Source organism: Arthrobacter sp. MYb23 (assembly GCF_002979775.1).
Lineage (GTDB): Bacteria > Actinomycetota > Actinomycetes > Actinomycetales > Micrococcaceae > Arthrobacter.
Map to the genome: position 1 here is coordinate 15,785 of NZ_PCPR01000008.1, position 19,629 is coordinate 35,413.

The following is a 19,629-nucleotide window of genomic DNA, read 5'->3' on the forward strand; positions in this document are numbered from 1 at the left end:
CCGCACCAAAGCAGTAAAACCGCACCATCTCAAGGATTTGTGTGCAGGTCCCCCCAAACGGCGCCCCGTAAAGGCCGGACCTGCACACAAACCCAACCCCAAAAAACCCAAGATTTTGTTAGCCAGACACAGTTAGCCAGACGAAGACGTCTGCCATGAACCCAGAAAGTCTGCCATGAACATCAAGAAAAAATCCCGCCCTGCGAATACCACCTCCTCGCAGTCGAATAAGCCCGAACGGCCCGAGGACAAGCGTCTCTCCATCGGCAGCACCTTCGCTTACGGCTTCCAGCACGTCCTCACCATGTACGGCGGAATTATTGCCCCGCCGCTGATCATTGGTGCAGCGGCCGGCATGAACTCCCAGGACATCGGCCTCCTCATCGCCGCCTGCTTGTTTGTGGGCGGCCTCGCCACCATCCTCCAGACGGTAGGCATCCCCTGGTTCGGCTCGCAGCTGCCGCTGGTTCAGGGCGTTTCCTTCGCCGGTGTTTCCACCATGGTGGCGATCGTCCAAGGTGGCGGAGGCATCCAGGCGGTGTTCGGCTCGGTGATCGTGGCCTCGCTGATTGGTCTGGCGATCACTCCCCTGTTCTCCAAGATCATCAAATTCTTCCCACCGGTTGTTACCGGCACGGTGATCACCACCATCGGCCTGACGCTGATGCCGGTGGCCGCTAACTGGGCCATGGGTGGCAACGCCAAGGCTGATAACTACGGCAGCATGGCCAACATTGGCCTTGCAGCAGCAACCATGGGCGTCGTCCTGCTCCTGAGCAAGGTTGGCAACGCCGCCATTTCGCGGCTCTCCATCCTGCTGGCCATGGTCATCGGCACCATCATCGCGTTGGTTGCGGGCATGGCTGACTTCTCCAAGGTTGGCCAGGGCGACATCGTCGCATTCCCCACGCCTTTCGCTTTCGGTGCTCCCACGTTTGAAATCGCCGCGATCATCTCCATGCTCATCGTCATCCTGGTGACACTCACGGAGACCTCGGCAGACATCATCGCAGTGGGCGAGATCGTGGACACCAAGGTGGACTCCCGCCGCATCGGCGACGGCCTCCGCGCAGATATGCTCTCCAGCGCCATCTCCCCGCTGTTCAACTCCTTCACGCAGAGCGCCTTCGCCCAGAACGTGGGCCTCGTGGCCATCACGGGCATCAAGAGCCGCTTCGTGGTCAGCGCCGGCGGGCTCATCCTGGTAATCCTCGGCCTCCTGCCCATCCTGGGCCGCGTTGTGGCAGCGGTTCCGACGCCCGTCCTGGGCGGTGCCGGCGTCGTGCTCTTCGGTACGGTGGCCGCCAGCGGTATCCGTACCCTGGCCAAGGTTGAGTACAAGAACAACATGAACCTGATCATCGTGGCGGCTTCGATCGGCTTCGGCATGATCCCCATCGCCGCCCCGAAGTTCTACGACCAGTTCCCCTCCTGGTTCGCCACGATCTTCCACTCCGGCATCAGCTCGGCCGCCGTCATGGCCATCCTGCTGAACATCCTCTTCAACCACTTCAAGGCCGGCAACTCGGACAACCAGTCGGTGTTCGTGGCGGGCACTGACCGAATTGTCAGCGAAGAGGACATCAAGTGCCTGAGCGAAGGCGACCGCTTCGAAAACGGCAAGCTGATCGACGCCGACGGCAAGGAAGTCCCACTCAAGACATCCAGCGCGTCAGAGCACTAGCTTCCGCACGCGCAGATGACAGGCGGCAGTGTTTCCTTGGGGGACACTGCCGCCTTTGTCGTCTGGGTGGAATGGTCGCCTCTCACGGAATGTACGACGCCGGCACCCGGCAACGCGTGGGACTCACCTTGGGCAGGCCCACACTTGTCGTCCGGACATGACAAAAGATGGCAATGCTTCCGGGAAACATTGCCATCTTTTGCTACCTCGCGCGCTGGAAGCGCGGGTGGGAAGCTAGTTCTGGTTGAGCTCCGCGGAGATCGCCATGGCTGCGTCACGCAGCATGGGCACAGCGCGGTCGGCGAAGCTCTGGTCAACGCGGGTGATCGGCCCGGAGACAGAGATTGCCGTGGGGGTGGGCGCATTGGGCACGGCCATGGCGAAGCAGCGGACGCCAAGCTCCTGCTCTTCCTCGTCAATGGAGTACCCGCGTTCGCGGATGAGCTTGAGGTCTGCGAGCAGGGAGTCGATGTCGCCGATGCTCTTGGCCGTGGGAGTAGGCATGCCGGTGCGGGCCACGATGCCGCGGACAACCTCGTCGTCCAACTGGGCGAGGATGGCTTTACCCACGCCGGTATCGTGCGTGTGGGCACGGCGGCCGACTTCGGTGAACATCCGCATGGAGTGCATGGACGGGACCTGGGCAACGTAGATGACCATGTCGGAGTCCAACACGGCCATGTTGGAGGTTTCGCCGAGGCGTTCCACCAAGGTCTTCAGCTGCGGACGGGCCACAGCGCCGAGCTGCTTGCTGGCACCTTCGCCGAGGCGGATGAGGCGCGGGCCCAAGGCGTAGCGGCGGTTGGGCAGCTGTCGGATGTAGCCCAAGGACACCAGGGTCCTCAAAAGGCGATGGATGGTGGGCAAGGGCAAGTCAGTGGACGACGAAAGTTCGCTCAGCGTGACGTCGCCGCCCGCGTCCGTGATCAGTTCCAACAGTTCAAAGACGCGCTCAACGGACTGCACGCCTCCGGAGGCTTTTTCAGCCATTCCCTTGTCTCCAATGACTCAGATTCCGACAACTCTTATCCGCATCGTGAAAAGAATTGCTTAGAACACCCAACATACAGCACAACCCGCACCTGCGCGATGACGCCAAACATGACCAAGCAAGGGGTTGTGTTTCCACTTTGTAGATAATAATATCCATAATACGAAAACATTCAGTTTGGAACGGCGGCCCGGGAACGGGCCTTACAGGAGGAATTTCAATGGCGAATCCGAGCCCCGGAAACTCGATCACCCTGCGCGTCGCCGCACCGTCGAGCTTCACAGCTACCAGCGAATTGGCAGCAGCCGTCGGCGCAGCCGGTGCAGCAATCACCGCGTTGGACGTCACGGAATCCCACCACGAGACGATCGTTGTTGACGTCACCTGCAACACCACGGACGACGATCACGCAGGCCGCGTGAAGGACGCCCTGAACGCCCTCGACGGCGTCACCGTCCAGCACGTCTCGGACCGCACCTTCCTCATGCACCTCGGTGGCAAGCTCGAAGTTGTCCCCAAAGTAGCCCTGCGCAACCGTGACGACCTCTCCCGTGCCTACACTCCCGGCGTCGCCCGCGTTTGCATGGCCATTGCAGAAGACCCGGCCGCAGCCCGCAACCTGACGGTCAAGCGCAACACCATCGCCGTCCTCACCGACGGTTCAGCCGTCCTGGGCCTGGGTAACATCGGCCCCGCCGCTGCCCTGCCCGTGATGGAAGGCAAGGCCGCGCTCTTCAAGCAGTTCGCTAACGTTGACGCCTGGCCGGTCTGCCTGGACACCCAGGACACCGAAGAAATCATCATGATCGCCAAGGCCATGGCCCCCGTCTACGGCGGCATCAACCTCGAAGACATCGCCGCACCGCGTTGCTTCGAAATCGAGAACCGCCTCCGCGAAGAACTGGACATCCCTGTCTTCCACGATGACCAGCACGGCACCGCGATTGTCACCCTCGCTGCCTTGGTCAACGCCCTGCGCGTTGTGGACAAGAAGCTCTCCGAGGTAAAGATCGTGGTTTCGGGCGTCGGCGCTGCCGGCTCGGCCATCATCCAGCTCCTCAAGGCCCAGGGCGCGCAGCACATCATCGCCGCCGGCCGCTCCGGCGCCATCCACTCCGGCCAGGAATACGGCGACGAACACCGCAGCTGGATCGCCGCGAACACCAACGAAGAAGGCTTCTCCGGAACCCTGCATGACGCCCTCAAGGGAGCAGACGTCTTCATCGGCGTCTCCGCCCCGCACGTGATCGGCGAAGAGCAGGTTGCTTCCATGGCCGAGGACGCGATTGTGTTCGCCATGGCCAACCCGACGCCGGAGATCGATCCCGTGATCGCGTCCAAGCACGCAGCCGTGGTTGCTACCGGCCGCAGCGACTTCCCGAACCAGATCAACAACGTGCTGGCCTTCCCCGGCTTCTTCCGCGGGCTGCTGGACGCCGGAGCCTCGGACATCACGCCGAACATGCTGGTGGCCGCCGCCGAGGCAATTGCCAACCGGGTAGCTGACGATGAGCTCAACGCGAGTTACATTATCCCCAGCGTCTTCGATCCCCATGTTGCCGCCGACGTTGCGACCGCCGTAGCCAACGCTGCGCACGCCAACGCCGCCAGCGCACTCTAGAAAAAGGAATCCGCTCACATGGCTATCACAGTCACCGATCCCCGGCCGGTCGATCGCGCCGAGGAAATCCTCACCCCCAAGGCATTGGCCTTCATCGAGGAACTGCACAAGCGCTTCACTGGCACCCGCAACGAACTTCTGGCGGCACGCGGCGTCAAGCGCCAGAAGGTTGCTGACACCAGCCGCCTGGACTTCCTCCCCGAGACCCAGGAGGTCCGCGACGGCGACTGGAAGGTCGCCGAGGCACCGGCAGCTCTGCAGGACCGCCGCGTTGAGATGACCGGCCCGGCTACTCCGGCCAAGATGGCCATCAACGCCCTTAACTCCGGCGCCAAGGTGTGGCTGGCAGACCTCGAAGACGCCAGCACGCCCACGTGGCCCAACGTCATCGACGCCATCCTCAACCTCCGCGACGCCGCCCAGGGCACCCTGAGCTACACCTCGCCCGAAGGCAAGGAATACCGTCTCCGCACCGACGCTCCCCTGGCCGTTGTGGTGGCCCGCCCGCGTGGCTGGCACATGGAGGAACGCCACTTGCAGATCGACGGCGAACCCGCCGTGGGTGCGCTGGTGGACTTCGGCCTGCACTTCTTCCACATCGCCAAGCAGCTCCTCCTCAACGGCCAGGGTCCGTACTACTACCTGCCCAAGATGGAAAGCCACCTGGAAGCCCGCCTCTGGAACGACGTCTTCGTCTTCGCACAGGACTTCCTGGGCATCCCCCAGGGCAGCGTCCGCGCCACAGTGCTCATCGAGACCATCCCGGCAGCATTCGAGATGGACGAGATCCTCTACGAACTGCGGCACCACGCCTCGGGCCTGAACGCCGGCCGCTGGGACTACCTCTTCAGCATCATCAAGTACTTCCGTGATGCCGGCGAAGAGTTCGTCCTCCCGGACCGCGCCACCGTGGCCATGACGGCACCGTTCATGCGCGCCTACACAGAACTCCTGGTCAAGACCTGCCACAAGCGCGGCGCTTTCGCCATGGGTGGCATGGCCGCCGTCATCCCCAACCGCAAGCAGCCCGACGTCACCGCCGCAGCCTTCGACAAGGTCCGCGCCGACAAGACCCGCGAAGCAAACGATGGCTTCGACGGGTCCTGGGTTGCCCACCCGGACCTGGTCTCCACCTGCCGCGAAGTGTTCGACTCCGTGCTGGGCGACCGTCCCAACCAGCTGGACAAGCAGCGCCCCGAGGTGAACGTCACGGCCGAGCAGCTCATCGACGTCGCCTCCGCCGAAGGCCACGTCACCGAAGCGGGCCTGCGCCTGAACCTGTACGTCGCAGTGGCCTACACCGGCGTCTGGATCTCCGGCAGCGGCGCAGTTGCCATCCACAACCTCATGGAAGACGCCGCAACCGCGGAAATCTCCCGCTCGCAGGTGTGGCAGCAGATCCGCAACAAGTCCGTCCTCGCGGACACGGGCAACACCGTGACCCGCGAACTCGTCAGCCGCATCCTGGGCGAAGAAACCGAACGCCTGCGCATCGAATTCGGCGACGAGAACTTCAAGGCGTACTACGAGCCGGCCTCCAAGCTGATCGAGGACATCTGTCTGTCCGACGATTACACGGACTTCCTCACCACTCCCGCGTATGAGCTGGTGGGCTGAGATGGGTTCATTCTCTTCATCTGATCTGGCTCACATCGAGTCCCAGCTTGCGGCGACGGACCAGTTGCTGGACCGCAACTACCCCGGCGACGACGGCTCACGCCAGCCCATCCACACCGTCTACATTCCCGCCGACCGCTTCACGCCTTCCCTGGCGGCAGAGTGGGGTGCACAGGCGCTGGCGACGGCGGAGGCTCACGGCGGCCTGGAGAAGCTCGGTCAGCTGCTGGGCCAGGAGTCTCACCTGGCTGCCGCTGTTGCGGAGCGTGTGGCAGCGAAGCTTTCGGCTGAACCGATCGAGGACCTGCGATTGGACTTCGAAGACGGCTACGGCGACCGCGGCGATGAGGCAGAAGACGCCGACGCCGTTGCTGCCGCCAAAGCTGTTGCCACTGCCGTCGCGGCCGGAACAGCTCCGCCGTTCATCGGCATCCGCTTCAAGTGCTTCGAAGCCCCCACCCGGGCCCGGGGCCTGAAGACGCTGGACTTGTTCGTCTCCACGCTGGCTGAAGCCGGCGAACTCCCCGCCGGGCTGATCCTCACCCTGCCCAAGGTCACCACGGTGGCCCAGGTTCAGGCCATGGACTTCGCAGTATCCCGACTTGAGGAAGTCCACGGGCTCCCCGCCGGCCGGCTCCGCTTTGAGGTGCAGGTGGAAACGCCGCAGCTCATCATCGGTGCTGACGGAACCTCGCCGGTGGCACAGCTCCCCCACGTTGTTCCGGGCCGTATCAGCGCCCTGCACTACGGGACCTATGACTACAGCGCCTCGCTGGGTATCTCCGCGGAATACCAGTCCATGGAACACCCGGTGGCCGACTTCGCCAAAGAAGTCATGCAGCTCGCTGTCGCCGGCACGGGCATCCGCCTGTCCGACGGTTCAACCAACATCATCCCCGTGGGCGATTCCGTGGAAGACGCCTGGAAGCTGCACGGCCGCTTGGTTCGTCGCTCCCTGGAAAACGGCTACTACCAGGGCTGGGATCTCCACGCCGCCCAGCTGCCCAGCCGTTTCTCGGCGTCGTACGCTTTTTACCGCGAAGGCCTGCCCGCAGCGGCCCTCCGCCTCCGCAACTACGTGGAGCGCACCGAAGGCGGCGTCATGGACGAGCCCGCCACCGCCCGCGCCCTGGCTGGCTTCGTCCTCCGCGGCGTCCAGTGCGGCGCAGTGGCCACCGACGAGGTCAAGGCGCTTGCCGGCGTCGAACTTTCACAGCTGACCGCACTGGCACACCCGCGGCTCGCGCAACCGACTTCCCACTGATAGGAGCATTTCGCATGGGCAAGTACTACTACCCACAAGGCGGCCTGCCGCCGCAGACCCAGCTGACCACCGAGCGGGCCATCGTCACCGAGGCTTACACGGTGATCCCCAAGGGCGTCATGACGGACATCGTCACCAGCAACCTGCCGGGCTTCTCCAACACGCGCTCGTGGATCATCGCGCGGCCGATCTCCGGCTTCGCCACCACGTTCTCGCAGCTGATCGTGGAGATCGCACCGGGCGGCGGGGCTCCCAAGGCCGAGTTCGAGTCCGGCGTTGAAGGCGTCATCTTCGTCACCAAGGGCCAGGTCAACCTGACCCTCGACGGCGAGCTGCACCACCTCGAAGAGGGCGGCTACGCCTACCTGGCCGCCGGAGCAGAGTGGGGCCTGGAGAACGTCTCCAACGACATCGTCTCCTTCCACTGGATCCGCAAGGCTTACGAACGCCTCGAAGGTTTCGAAGCCAAGTCCTTCGTCACCAACGAGAAGGACATTGAGCCCACCTCCATGCCGGACACCGACGACGTCTGGAAGACCACGCGCTTCACGGACTCCAGCGACCTCGCCCACGACATGCAGGTCAACATCGTCACCTTCCAGCCCGGCGGCGTGATCCCCTTCCCGGAGACCCACGTCATGGAGCACGGCCTGTACGTCCTGGAGGGCAAGGCCATGTACTTGCTCAACAACGACTGGGTTGAGGTGGAGGCCGGCGACTTCATGTGGCTGCGCGCGTTCTGCCCGCAGGCTTGCTACGCCGGTGGTCCGGGCGAGTTCCGCTACCTGCTGTACAAGGACATGAACCGCCAGGTGAAGCTCACCTAGTCTGTTGCTTGCGCCGCCGAGATCGCCGGATTGCTGCCAGTTCGCTGGAGCTATCCGGCGATTTCGTCGTTTTCCGGCGAACTCAGCGGCGGCGGCCGATTCTGAGCCCCGCCCAGAATGCGAGGACCAGCAGCCCCAGAACCGTCACGGCAAGCCCAAGCTGCGTTTCCTTGCTGACGAATGAGCCGTTGTCGCCAATGAACATCGTGTTGCTTAGGGGTGCGTAGGCAAACCAACCGAAGTCCGTGCTTTGGTTGGTCCATGCCACGATCACGCCCACAATCACCGCGATCAGGCCCAGCAAAGGCACGACGACGGCTGCCGGTTTCCGTGCTGGCTGCGGTGTGCTGTTTTCCCCGGGTGTGTTCTGTTCCCCAGGTGCGTTCTGTTCCTCAGGCGTGTTCTGTTCCCCCATGCGGCCGAGTCTAACCCGCGTCCGCACCCAACTGAGTAGCAGATCAGGTCGTTCCCAGCGCTGAGAACGACCTGATCTGCGACCTAGTTGGGTTTTGCTTTGCCGGGGCCGCCCGCGATTCTGTACGACTCCTGGAGCAGTTCGTCGAGCTCGTCCATCTCGATTCGCTCGAGCCGGATCAGCAGGAGCTTCGGGGACTGTTCGTGATGCGGGGTCCAGAAATAGGTATCCGGTTCCATGGCGGCGAGCGCCTCGCGTTCATCCGTCTTGACCGTGACAACCCCCTCTTCCCAGATGCGTGCCATGAGGGACTTGGCAAACCATGCCGGTTGCCCCCAACTGGGGCGCTCAGTCACTCCGGCCATGCCGAGGCAGATTCTCCTGACGTCCTCTTCTGTTGCCATGGTTCACTCTGGCATTGGCGCTCCGCCGAGGACAAGAGGCCGCTCCGCCGTCGGAGGCTATTTGCCCATCCCCAGCGTCAGCCCCTCCGTCAGCCGACGGCCAAGCCATACATAGATGATGAGCATCGGCAGGACCACGATTACCAGCCCGGCGAAGAGCCCGCCCCAGTCGGCTCCCGAGTAGGTTTGCTGCTGAACGAAGGAAATCAGGGCCACGGGCAAGGTGTATTTCTCAGTGGATTGAAGGAGCGTCAGGGCCAGCAGTGTCTCGTTCCAGTGCGAGATGACCTGGAGGATGAACGCGGTCAGGATGCCGCCTTTGGCCAACGGCAAGGTGATGCGCCAGAACGTCCCGAATGCCGTGGTCCCATCCAGCGCCGCGGCTTCTTCCATTTCCAAGGGGAGGGAACGGAAGAACGCGGTGAGAAGGAAGACCGTGAAGGGCATGGAGACGCCGATGTACACCAGGTTCAGCCCGATGATGTTGTCCGTCAGGTACACCTTGTTCAGCATCACGAACAGCGGGATCAGGATGACCTGTGCCGGAATCCCCAGGCCCAGGATGAAGTACAGGCTCAGTCCTTGGGTCAGCTTGTTGTCCACGCGGCTCAGGTAGTACGAGCACGGAGCCGCGATGGCTACCGTCAGGACCGAGGAAACCACCGTGGTCAACAGGCTGTTCCACGTTGCGACGGCGAAGTCCCCAACAGTCCAGGCACGGACAAAGTTCCCAAAGTCCAGTGATGTTGGGACGCCCCACGGATCATCGAGGATGGCCCGGGTATCCCTGAAAGCCTGGGCCACCATCCACACGAGGGCGGCGATGCTGATCACCACCACCATCCACAGCAGCGCCACCCCCATTCCCCGGAGAATGCTGCGCTCCCCTCGCAGTGCAGGGCTGACGCCGCGTCCTGGCCGACGCCGGACAGGGGTCAAAGGTGCAAGCAGTTTGTCTTGGCTCATGACTTTTCCTTTAGAACTCGACGGCGTCGCGGCGCATGGCGCGGCGCAGCAGGACAACCAGGACGGAGATCAGCGCCAAGGACAACACGGCAGAGGCCGTTGCAGCCCCATAGGCCGGCGTTGACTGCCCGGAGAAAGCGTTGACGTAGGTGTACACGGCTGCCGTCCAACTCTGCGTTGGCGGCACGCCAGCCCCTGAACTGCCACCGAAGACCCAGACGATCTCGAAGATCTTCACTGACGAAATGGTCCACAACACGGCACAGGTACCAAAAACATCCCACGTCAGCGGCAGGATCACGTAGCGCAGCCGTTGGAAAGCGGACGCCCCGGCCAAGGCGCAGTCTTCGTAGTAGTAGGGCGGAATACGGTCGACGCCGGCCATCAGGATGGTGGTGAAGTAACCGGTGGTGGTGCAAACGAGGGTGACCATGATGAGCGGGAAGATGTTGTCTTGAGCCAGCCACTTGGGCGGGTCGGTCACCCCGAGGGGCGCCAGGAGGCTGTTGACCATTCCTCCGGGGTTGAAAATGAAGCCGGCGAGGACACCGAACACCAGCGCGTTGATGAGGTGCGGGAAGAAGATGACGTTGCGGGCAATTTTCTTCCCGGCCATGTCCCTGAGCACCAGCGTCAACGCAAAGGCCAGGACGAAGATCGCCGTACCTACCACGAAGAGCAAAAGCAGGGTGTTCCCAAAGGACGAAAGGAATAGTTGGTCCCGGAAGATCCTGCCGTAGTTGTCCAGCCCAACGAACTTCATGGGGCCCGAACCCGCCCACTTGTGCAGGCTGATCCATACGGCACCGAGTGCGGGCACGATGAAGAGAACCGTGTACAGAACGAAAGCCGGACCGACGAAGGGAATCAGCAGCTTCTTGCGCTGCACGTCGATGGAGCTCCCTCCGGGACGGCTGCCGCGCCGCGACTTCCGGGGGCCCGGTTTCCGTGATCCCGGCTTCCGGGACTCCGGACTGTGGGCGGGCGCACCGCCTGTCCGTGGCTCCGTCAGGTGGAGGGTCATCAGCTGTTGTCCTTCCAGTACTGGATCTGCGCGGCCTTCATCTTCCCGATGAACTCGTCAGCAGAGGTCTTCCCGAGGAACAGCTCGTCATCCTTGGGGAAGAAGACCTTCTCCATAAAGCCGGGGAAGGTCACGCCGTCGTTTTGCAGGTGCGTGGCCGGAGCCGCGTCAATGGCTGCTTTGACGGACTCGACGGCGGGATCCACCGGCGCGTCCGGCCGGACAGGCAGCACTTTGGCTTCCGTTCCGAGGGCATTCTGGTACTTGGCACTCAGCATGAAGGCTGCAAGGCGCTGCGCGGGGGCCTGGTTCTTTGACTTGGCCGGTACTGCAAAACCGATGAAGTCCACACGTGCGCTGGCTGGTTTGTCTCCCATTGCCGGGAATTGGAAGGACGAGTACTCGAATCCGGGGGCCGCGTATGAGCCGGTTTCTGTTGGCGTCCAGGATCCGTTGAGGATGAGGGCTGCGTCGCCGTTCGCCCAGAGCTGCTGCTGCGCGGGGAACTTGCTCGCGTTGTAGCCGCTGTTGAGGTAGCCACCCTTGACCAGGGTTTCCACTTTCCGGGCTGCTTCGAGCACTGAGGGGTCGTCCCAGCCTTCACCGGACTTGTCCTCAACAAGTGCCTTGAAACTGCCGGCACCCTTGAGCCGGAGCAGCGCCGTGACAAACCAGGTGGAGTTGTAGCCGGCAATGTCACCGTCCGCCGCGATGGGAGCCGATCCTCCGGCCTTCAGTTTGTCCAGGACCTCAATGAATTCGTCCCACGTGGCTGGCGGAGTGGCTTTGAGCTCAGGGTGCTTGGCGGCATCGAACCAGATGCCATCCGAACTGATGCTGTAGGGAACCATCCACGGCTGACCATCTTCCCCCTTGAAAACACCATTGCTGGTGAACTTCTCCGGAATCACCGAGCTGACCTTTTTGCCGTCAACTTCGTAGGAGTAGACGGAGGTCAGAGGGCTCGCCTGCCCCGTTTCGCCGATCACAGGGGCGAGCTTCGCGAAGGTACCATCCACCAGGTCCGGGACGTTGTTGGTGTTCAGCGCGGGAACGAGTTTCTCCGTGTTGCTGCGCCCCTGCCATTGAACGCTGACGGTGGCTCCGGTTTCCTTTTCGAAATCGGCGATGGCAGCAGCGATGACCTTCTGCTGAGGCTCACCGTCTTTCCACATGGACCAGTAGTTGATGGTTTGCCCCGAAATGGAGCCGGAAATGTCCACGGCCTCGGCAGCGGTGGAGGCATCTGTGGCTCCACCGCATGCAGTGGTGGACAGGGCAAGTGCTGCACCCAACAGGGCGGCCAGCGGGCGAAGATGACGGGCTGTTTTGCCCATGGGAATCACCTTTCAAGTGAGGGGGAACCGGCCGGATGCGGTTCAGTGAGACGACTCTCACAGCCCGTGAAAGCAGGATTCAATGAGTACTTTTGAATGAGTCGCCATCGGTCTCCAATCCCCCCGCGCGGGTACCTGACGCCGAGCCCGCAGTTCACTCCGATTAGGCATTTATTCCTCCCTTGACGCTCCCCAACAATCAAGGTGATCTGCGCGGGCAGGCTGTGTCCGCGCTTCGGCTCCGAGCTAAAGAGGGAAATTGATACGACTGGGAATCATTGGCGCCGGTGCCGTGGCACACTTCCATGCTGAATCCGCCGGACGGATCAGCAATGTCCACTTGGCTGCTGTCTGCGACCTCCGGCAGGAAGCCGCAGAAGGGGTTGCCTCGCGCTGGGCGGCCCAGGTCTACACCGACTACGCGGCGATGTTCCGCGAGGCTGGGCTGGACGCAGTGATCATCAATACCCCGCACGCCCTGCATTTGGAGATGGTGCTCGCCGCAGCAGAACACGGATTGCACGTTCTGGTTGAAAAGCCCATGGCCACCACCGTGGCCGATTGCGATCGCATGATCCAGGCCTGCCGCGACGCCGGGGTGTCCTTGGTGATCGGACAGATCCAGCATTTCCTGCCGGAGAAGCTGGCGGCCGAGGACGTGCTGGCCGGGGGTGAACTTGGCCGCGTCTTGATGATCCGCGACTACAGGACCACCGACTACCGTCCCGGCACCCGTCCGGAGTGGTTCTTCAGCGAAGCCATGGCCGGCGGCGGGGCGCTGATGAACATCGGTGGCCATTGCCTGGACCGTTCCCTCTGGTTTGGCGGCGCACCGGTGGAATCCCTCACTGCCTCGACCCTCAAGAGGTTCGGCGTTCCGGTGGAAACGGACGGCGCCATCTCGCTGACGCTCCGCAACGGCGTCCACGTCAGCGTTGTGGTGGTATCCGACTCCACCCAGCGCACAGACGAGGTCCTGATCGTTTGCGAGCACGGCACCATTTCGTGCAGCCCTCACCACGGAACGCTGGTCCGCAGCAACGGCACCACACGCACTGTCTGGCAGCCACAACCCGAGGACATCCAGGAGGGTTTCTACCTGCAGCTGCAGGACTTCATCAAAGTGCTGGACGGCGGAACACCGAAAGTCAGCGTGGAACATGCCCGCCACATTGTTGAAGTGGTTCTTGCGTCCTACGAGGCAGCCAAGAGCGGTATTCCCCTGGTCCTCAACCCGTCCGGCGACGACACCCACGCCGGACGAGTCCTCAGCGAAGTCCCCTAGTCGGCACGGCCGGCTGCGGCCGTGCCGTCCCAGTTGGGTGGTGTAAAGGCCCCCAAGGGATCATCCAGCACGGACGCAGTCTGGCCTGCCCCAGCCACCGGGAGCCAGCTTCCATCCAGTCCAGGGACCGCATGGCGTTGGAACCACTCCTGAAGTTGGGCCCTCATGGCGGATACACGTTCTGCGTGCGCCGGTTCATCCACCAGATTGGCCCGTTCATCCGGGTCCGCCCCAAGGTCGTACAGTTCGTGGGGACCATGCGGGTAACGGTGCACATACTTCCACTCCGCGCTGCGGATCATCCGGACCGGGCCGTACTCGTCAAAGACCACGACGGTGCGCCCCCCAGAAGCGTCCGCCAGCCCGCCGTCGTCGGGGTTCTTAGCGGCGCTATTCCCCGCAGCATCCGGCAGCACGCGCAGCAGTTCCGCGAAAGAGCGACCCGGGCCGCGTTCGAAGGCTTGCCAGTCCAGGCCGGCGAGCTCCAAAACCGTGGCGGCAACATCGTAGGCGGACAACAATTCCGTGAGGACAGTCCCCTGCTGGATCCGTCCCGGGAGTGCGAAGATCGCGGGGACTTTGACGGAGGAGTCGTAGACGTTCTGCGGGAACGTCCCGTTGCCCTTGCCCCAGATGCCGTGATGGCCGCAGTTGAAGCCGTTGTCGCTGCTGAAGATCACCAGCGTGTCGTCGTCGATGCCCAGTTCTGCAAGCCGCCGCAGAACGTCACCAATCCCAGCATCCATGGCGCTGACCGCCGCGAAATACCCCACCAGGGCCGCCCGCACGTCCGCCTCGCCGCCGATCGGCACGCCATCCACGGTGGGCGTCCACGGGTGGAGGGGTTCCTGAGGACAGCTGCTGAAGTGGCAGTCCCTGTAAAGATCCTCGAATTGGGGCGGGTGCTGGCCCTTCCACGGTTTGTGGGGCGCGGTGTAGTTGAGGGCAAGGAAGAAGGGCGCGGGTTCCCTCGAGGCTTCTTCGATGAAGTCCAGGGCGTCGCGGGTGATCGCATCCGTCAAGTATTCGGTGACCAACTCCCGGTGGCTGGTGCCGCCGTCGAACCTGTACATCACGGACCGGTCATAGGGGCTGCCGCCACCCTGCAGCGCAAACCAATGGCTGAAGCCCTTCCGGGGAACATCGTTCGCGCCTAAATGCCATTTGCCGGAAAGACCCAAGCGGTAGCCGGCATCGGCCAGGGCATCCGTAAACAAAGGTTGCCCCTGCAGATAGTCCACAGCTTTCGGCCCCGTTTCACTACCGGCCAGGTAATCGTGGACGCCGTGGCGCGAAGGGATATCCCCTGTCATGAGACTGGCGCGGGCCGGCGAGCAGACGGGCGACACGCAAAAGAAGTTCTCCAAACGCGTTCCGCGGGCCGCCAGGGCGTCCAGATGGGGAGTCTGGATCTCCGTGTTTCCGGCGCATCCCAGCGCCCACGCCCCTTGGTCGTCGCTCAGGATGAAGATGATGTTTGGCTTTTCGTTGGACACCCCTCCTTGCTACGCACCCTCCACGCGAGGAATCAATAAGCATTCCCAAATACCTTGCAGATGCAAGAAATTAATATCTAAATACTCTCTAATCTGTGGGGCAGGATAGGAGTAATCGTCCGTTCACAGGTGGAGTTTGATCATGCCAAGGAAGAACCCTCAGCCATTCCAGGCTGAACCTGCCTCCGCGACCGTCCGCGACACCGCCAAGCAGAACCTGAAATTCCAGAACCTCAGCGACAACCTGCGCAGGGGAATTCTGGCAGGAACGTGGGCCGTGGGAACCAAGCTGCCTACCGAGCAGCAGCTGTCCCTGGACACCGGGCTGTCCCTGACCACGGTGCGCCGGGCATTCGAAGACCTGGTGGACAAGGGGCTGGTGGTCCGGCGGCAGGGTGCCGGGAGCTTCGTCGCCGCGCCGCAGCGCTCGCAAAAGCGCTCCAGATACGTGATTGGTGTCCTGCTGCCGGATACGCAGCTTTACTACCCCCAGGTACTGCAGGGCATCGAGGAACACCTGTCCTCCCGCGGCGCGAGCTTGCAGCTCTCCACCTACCACTACGACTTCACCCGGGAGAACGCCAGCATCGAGTTCCTCTTGGATGCGGGCGTGGACGGACTCATCCTGGTGCCGACGCTGACCGGCCTGGACAATCCCCAGCAGCGGGTGGCCGAGCTCATGGCCCTGCCGGTTCCTGTGGTGCTGCTGGAGCGTAGCCTGGACGATTTGGGGCCGGGAGACCGGACCGAACACGTCTGCTCGGATCACCAAGGCGGAGCGTACGACGCCGTGATGCACCTTCACCGCTTGGGTCACCGAAAGATTGGGCTGCTCACCCGGGCGAACGAGGCCGCGCGAAGCAGCAACCCCACCCAGGCCGCGGTGATCGCTGGCCATGCGGCCGCCGTCGACGCTTTGGGACTGGACAATTCCCTGGGACTGGACGCCAGCGGGCACCGCCACATGGCATTCAGCGCTACCAAGCCGGAATGGGAAGCGGACCAAGCCGAGCACATGTTCCAACTCCTTGCGGGCAGTGGCGCCACGGCGGCCCTGGTATTCGGCGATCGGGAAGCGGCGCTGTTGGAAGGGGCCGCGTCCCGCCACGGGATTCGTGTGCCGGAAGACCTTGCATTGGTTTCCTATGACGACGAAATGGCCGACCTCGCGCAGATTCCCCTCACGGCAGTCTCCCCCGCCAAGCATCGATTGGGCGTCATGGCGGCCGATGTCCTGCTGCGCCGATTGACCGAGGGAGATGCCTGTCCCCTCTACCAGATCCGTTTGCGGCCAAGGATTGTGGTCCGCGATTCCTGCGGGGCCAAGCTGGTCAGCCCTGCCTAGCGCGATGTGAGGCCCGCTCTGCATTCCCACCGCCCGGGGTGGCGCGCAGAACGGGCCTCACAACGAGGGTCTAGCGGCGGAGCTTCACCACACTTGCCTGACCGCTGAGCCCGGCCATGTCCAGCGTCAGGGTGGTCTTGCCCGCGGCGTCCGTCCCCAGCGTGCCCGCACCTTCCTCCACGCTGGACCAGGTGCCCTCAGGCAGCGTCAGCGTGAGGCTGGCAGCCTTCTGTGTTGGCTCGCTGACCGCCAGGCTGAGAATATTGCCGTGCCTGGAGAACACCACGCATGCGGGTCCCGATGAGCCAAGGTCGCCCGCCGTCCCGGGCTTCCAGAACGTCGCGGCCGTGGTTTTCTCTGCCGTGAACTCCACCGATTGCGCAGTGGCATCGTTGCGGATCACCACATGCTTGTTGCCCCTCGCAAGCTTGCTGCACTCCTTGGCCGAAGCCCCGGGGGCCACCAGATAGGCATAACTCCTTGGCACGGAACCCACCCCGTGATCAACATAGATGGTTGCGAAGTTCCGTTGCTGCACAGTGGTACTGCCGTTGATGTTCACTCCCGACCAGCTTCCGGAACGGCTCTCCCGGAGCACCGTCAATGGGGAGGAATCCAGTACGGCGTAGCCACCAAATCCTTCCAGATGGACCCAGCGATCGTCGCTCAGCACAACAGCGTTACCGGCCGTTTCCGCGATGGTGCCCGACGCCGTCGTGAGTGCATTGTTGCCCTGGTGGAGGTTGCGGTGGTCCACGATGCTTTCCACCTTGGCGCCAGAACCGGTGGTGATGTCCGCGCCGAGACAGACGGTGACGTCACCACTGACGAACCAGGACTTCCGGGCCGACAGGCCGGTGCGGCCCGGACCCACCAAGTGCTGCCCGACGGCGGCTACGTCACCGAGAGCGGTGGACCCGGTCCACTCGTTGGCAGGGACGGCGGCGCCCCATTCGCCTTCCACCTTGTCCGGCAAAGGTGTGGTGTCCACGGTGGTGCCGGGGAGGCGGTTGTAGTTGGCGGTGGCCCAGTAGGCGTCGTCGTACTGGCCGAGGTCCGCGGTATAGAAGTAGGTCATGCCTGAACCGGTGTGATATCCCCGGTTGTTTTCGCCGTTACCGCATTCGTACCAGGCGATCCGGTTGCTGGCCATGGACAGCGACAACGCCCAGCCGCTGCCCCGGTGAATGGTGCGGTCCATGGCTGGGAAGAGCCGGTGGCCCGGGGATTCAGGCACAGGCGCGACGCCGGCCGCCAGCAGCTCTTTGACCAAAGCCGTCCGTGGAACGCTCGCCCCGGTCAGGATGGGGCGGTACGTGTTGCGCGTGATCCAGCCTGCGCAGAGGCCCCGCCACCGGCCCGCCGTCGTGCTGTCCATGGCACGGGCAAGGAGCAGGATGGCTTCAATGCTGGTTGCGGCGAGGTCATAGCCGGTGTTGGCCTCCCGGCTGATACTCCGGCCACGCACCGAATCCGCCATGGTTCCGTTGATGATGAGCGGCGCGAACGAACCCTCAACGGCGTCGAAGAAAATGCTCCGTGATGGATCGTTGACCTCGAAGCCGGTGCCGCCCAGCAGCGCGAACAGTTTGGACAGGCCATTCAGCAACACAACCCCATAAGAGCCGGTGTAGGGCGTGGTGCTGTGCTGGATGAACGAGCCGTCATGGAAGATCCCGTCGCCGCTGGTGACGTATTGCCACACCTGGCTGAGCCCGGCGATGGCGTGCTGGAGTTTGGGAGTGTCCTCTCCAGCCAAGGACCGGATGATGATTCCCTGGCACAGGTCCACGCGGTTCGCTCCCACTGAGGTGATCTTGCCGCGCTTGGGCGGGAACTGCAGCCACGGATCGGGGACAAAGTGGTCAATCGCTGCGGAGTAGGCCTGGATCTCAGCGGCGGAGAGCTCGGCGTGCAGCAGGACCATGGCGTCAGCCAAAGCCCGAGGCACGCCGATCTCCCACGACCACCAGTTGCCCACCTCTTCCTTGGTGTGGTTGTAACAGAGCGTGTTGGCATCGGCGAGGCCCGCTTTGATGTCTGCCAACACTGAAGCATCCCCAAACACGGCCGCCGTTGGTGTGGCCCAGGCCGTAGCCAGCTGGGAAAGGCGCGTGTACGTGGTCACCATCTCGGCGTCCTTGGCGAAGGACAGATCCGTGAAGACCGACGCCCGGCCGGACGCCCGGTTGAGCTTTGCCAAGGAGTCAGCGGCTTTGCTGTTCAGGGCTGTGATCGCTTTCGCGAAGTCTGCGTCTCCGGCTTGGATGACGGTGCGGCCGGTGATCTGATCCACCCAGCGGTTTCGCAACGCTGCGAACTCCGTGGCATCAGGTTGGGTTTCGGCCCAGGCATTCTGGGCGAACATCGAGCTGACCACTGCTGCGAGGGACAGGGCACCGGCACCCTGAAGCAGGGTCCTGCGGGGAAATTGAAGTGACAAGGAGTTGCTCCTAACACTCGTGGATGGACATGGTCCGGCGTCTTTTGGCCGGGGCCCTCCACTGGCTTGCGTTGTAGTCAACGCGAGGTGGAAGGGAGGAATAAAGCAGTACCCGGGACGTGGCCGCGAGATCGCCGGAGGTGTGCGAGATCGCGGGAACGCTGCGAGTTCGCTGGAGGTATCCGGGGGTATTGGCACGTTTCCAGCGAACTCGGTGCCCGTGCCCCGCCGCCCGGGCCCTTCGGTAGAGTGCTCAGCATGGATGACAAAGCAACGCTGCTCCGCTATTTGCAGCTCCGGAGGGCGGACCTGATCGGGAAGCTGGACGGACTGAGTGAGTACGACGCCCGGCGGCCCATGACGCCCACGGGAACCAGCCTGCTGGGTTTGGTGAAACATGTGGCCAGCGTTGAGCTGGACTATTTCGGGGTGACCTTCGGACGGCCAAGTGGCAGGGACCTGCCCTGGCTGGCGGACGACGCCGAACCGGATTCCGATATGTGGGTACCTGCCACCGAGAGCCGGGAGGAGATCCTGGAGCTGCACCACTTCTCGGCCAAGCACAGCGAGGAGACCATCGAATCCCTCCCTTTGGATGCGCCGGGCGTTGTGCCGTGGTGGTCTGAGGAAAAGAAGAACGTGACGCTCCACCAGATCCTGGTTCACATGTGCGTGGAGACCGCCCGCCATGCAGGACATGCAGACATCATTCGCGAGCTCATCGACGGCTCCATAGGTCAGAGGCCTGCCGATCCGAATATCCCCGGCCGGACCGCGGAAGAATGGGCGGCCCACCGTGCACGCATTGAGCAGGCAGCATTGGAGGCAGGCCCCTCCAGAGGGTAAACCTTCACAGCCCCCGCATATGTTGGGCAAACCTCGGGCGTAGCCTTGCTCCGTAGAAATGAGG

General features: G+C 63.2%; 16 protein-coding genes. 8 read left to right on the top strand and 8 right to left on the bottom strand.

Annotation, left to right across the window (positions count from 1 at the left end; all coding sequences use genetic code 11):
- The first annotated feature begins 175 nt into the window (after nt 1-175).
- Entirely contained in the window at nt 176-1,684 is a 1,509-nt protein-coding gene (locus tag CQ020_RS10635) for a nucleobase:cation symporter-2 family protein (protein ID WP_105691818.1), read from the top strand.
- A 234-nt stretch (nt 1,685-1,918) separates the two neighbouring features.
- On the opposite strand, the gene CQ020_RS10640 is transcribed toward CQ020_RS10635, so the two are convergent.
- Nucleotides 1,919-2,674: an IclR family transcriptional regulator gene (locus CQ020_RS10640; RefSeq protein WP_024818028.1), complete on the bottom strand. Its 756-nt coding sequence runs from the start codon at nt 2,672-2,674 to the stop codon at nt 1,919-1,921.
- A gap of 221 nt (nt 2,675-2,895) precedes the next feature.
- On the opposite strand from CQ020_RS10640, the gene CQ020_RS10645 reads away from it, so the two are divergent.
- The 4 genes from CQ020_RS10645 to CQ020_RS10660 are packed head-to-tail and all read left to right on the top strand — an operon-like array spanning nt 2,896 to nt 8,004.
- Nucleotides 2,896-4,296 carry an NAD-dependent malic enzyme gene (locus tag CQ020_RS10645; RefSeq protein WP_024818029.1) on the top strand — a complete coding sequence of 467 codons (1,401 nt, stop codon included), beginning with the start codon at nt 2,896-2,898 and terminating at the stop codon, nt 4,294-4,296.
- Between the two features lie 18 nt (nt 4,297-4,314).
- Complete coding sequence (gene aceB, locus CQ020_RS10650; protein ID WP_105691819.1) at nt 4,315-5,913, top strand: malate synthase A; 1,599 nt, start codon at nt 4,315-4,317, stop codon at nt 5,911-5,913.
- 1 nt (nt 5,914) lies between these two features.
- Nucleotides 5,915-7,177, top strand: a complete 1,263-nt coding sequence (locus tag CQ020_RS10655; RefSeq protein ID WP_024818031.1) for a DUF6986 family protein — start codon at nt 5,915-5,917, stop codon at nt 7,175-7,177.
- A 14-nt stretch (nt 7,178-7,191) separates the two neighbouring features.
- Nucleotides 7,192-8,004 carry a bifunctional allantoicase/(S)-ureidoglycine aminohydrolase gene (locus CQ020_RS10660; RefSeq protein ID WP_105691820.1) on the top strand — a complete coding sequence of 271 codons (813 nt, stop codon included), beginning with the start codon at nt 7,192-7,194 and terminating at the stop codon, nt 8,002-8,004.
- Nucleotides 8,005-8,086: 82 nt separating this feature from the next.
- Here CQ020_RS10660 and CQ020_RS10665 read toward each other — a convergent pair whose 3' ends face one another.
- From CQ020_RS10665 to CQ020_RS10685, 5 genes are all read right to left on the bottom strand, one after another.
- A complete protein-coding gene (locus CQ020_RS10665) occupies nt 8,087-8,419 on the bottom strand; it encodes a DUF1388 domain-containing protein (protein ID WP_105691821.1) in 333 nt (110 codons plus the stop codon).
- Nucleotides 8,420-8,502: 83 nt separating this feature from the next.
- Nucleotides 8,503-8,823, bottom strand: coding sequence for an MmcQ/YjbR family DNA-binding protein (locus CQ020_RS10670; protein ID WP_105691822.1), 321 nt, complete (start codon nt 8,821-8,823; stop codon nt 8,503-8,505).
- A 57-nt stretch (nt 8,824-8,880) separates the two neighbouring features.
- Complete coding sequence (locus CQ020_RS10675; RefSeq protein ID WP_105691823.1) at nt 8,881-9,789, bottom strand: carbohydrate ABC transporter permease; 909 nt, start codon at nt 9,787-9,789, stop codon at nt 8,881-8,883.
- 10 nt (nt 9,790-9,799) lie between these two features.
- Nucleotides 9,800-10,813, bottom strand: coding sequence for a carbohydrate ABC transporter permease (locus CQ020_RS10680; protein ID WP_105691824.1), 1,014 nt, complete (start codon nt 10,811-10,813; stop codon nt 9,800-9,802).
- Nucleotides 10,813-12,150: an ABC transporter substrate-binding protein gene (locus CQ020_RS10685; RefSeq protein WP_105691825.1), complete on the bottom strand. Its 1,338-nt coding sequence runs from the start codon at nt 12,148-12,150 to the stop codon at nt 10,813-10,815. The genes CQ020_RS10680 and CQ020_RS10685 overlap by 1 nt, the downstream gene beginning before the upstream one ends.
- Nucleotides 12,151-12,409: 259 nt before the next feature.
- On the opposite strand from CQ020_RS10685, the gene CQ020_RS10690 reads away from it, so the two are divergent.
- Nucleotides 12,410-13,435, top strand: a complete 1,026-nt coding sequence (locus tag CQ020_RS10690; protein WP_105691826.1) for a Gfo/Idh/MocA family protein — start codon at nt 12,410-12,412, stop codon at nt 13,433-13,435.
- On the opposite strand, the gene CQ020_RS10695 is transcribed toward CQ020_RS10690, so the two are convergent.
- Nucleotides 13,432-14,931 carry a sulfatase-like hydrolase/transferase gene (locus CQ020_RS10695; protein WP_105691827.1) on the bottom strand — a complete coding sequence of 500 codons (1,500 nt, stop codon included), beginning with the start codon at nt 14,929-14,931 and terminating at the stop codon, nt 13,432-13,434. The genes CQ020_RS10690 and CQ020_RS10695 overlap by 4 nt on opposite strands.
- A gap of 142 nt (nt 14,932-15,073) precedes the next feature.
- Here CQ020_RS10695 and CQ020_RS10700 point away from each other — a divergent pair, with 142 nt between their 5' ends.
- Nucleotides 15,074-16,276 carry a substrate-binding domain-containing protein gene (locus CQ020_RS10700; protein ID WP_105691828.1) on the top strand — a complete coding sequence of 401 codons (1,203 nt, stop codon included), beginning with the start codon at nt 15,074-15,076 and terminating at the stop codon, nt 16,274-16,276.
- 70 nt (nt 16,277-16,346) lie between these two features.
- Here CQ020_RS10700 and CQ020_RS10705 read toward each other — a convergent pair whose 3' ends face one another.
- Nucleotides 16,347-18,719 (bottom strand): polysaccharide lyase 8 family protein, encoded by a 2,373-nt coding sequence (locus CQ020_RS10705; RefSeq protein WP_105691829.1) that lies wholly within the window; start codon nt 18,717-18,719, stop codon nt 16,347-16,349.
- Between the two features lie 258 nt (nt 18,720-18,977).
- Between CQ020_RS10705 and CQ020_RS10710 the strand changes: the two genes are divergently transcribed.
- Nucleotides 18,978-19,565, top strand: coding sequence for a DinB family protein (locus CQ020_RS10710; protein WP_105691830.1), 588 nt, complete (start codon nt 18,978-18,980; stop codon nt 19,563-19,565).
- The last annotated feature ends 64 nt before the right edge of the window (nt 19,566-19,629 follow it).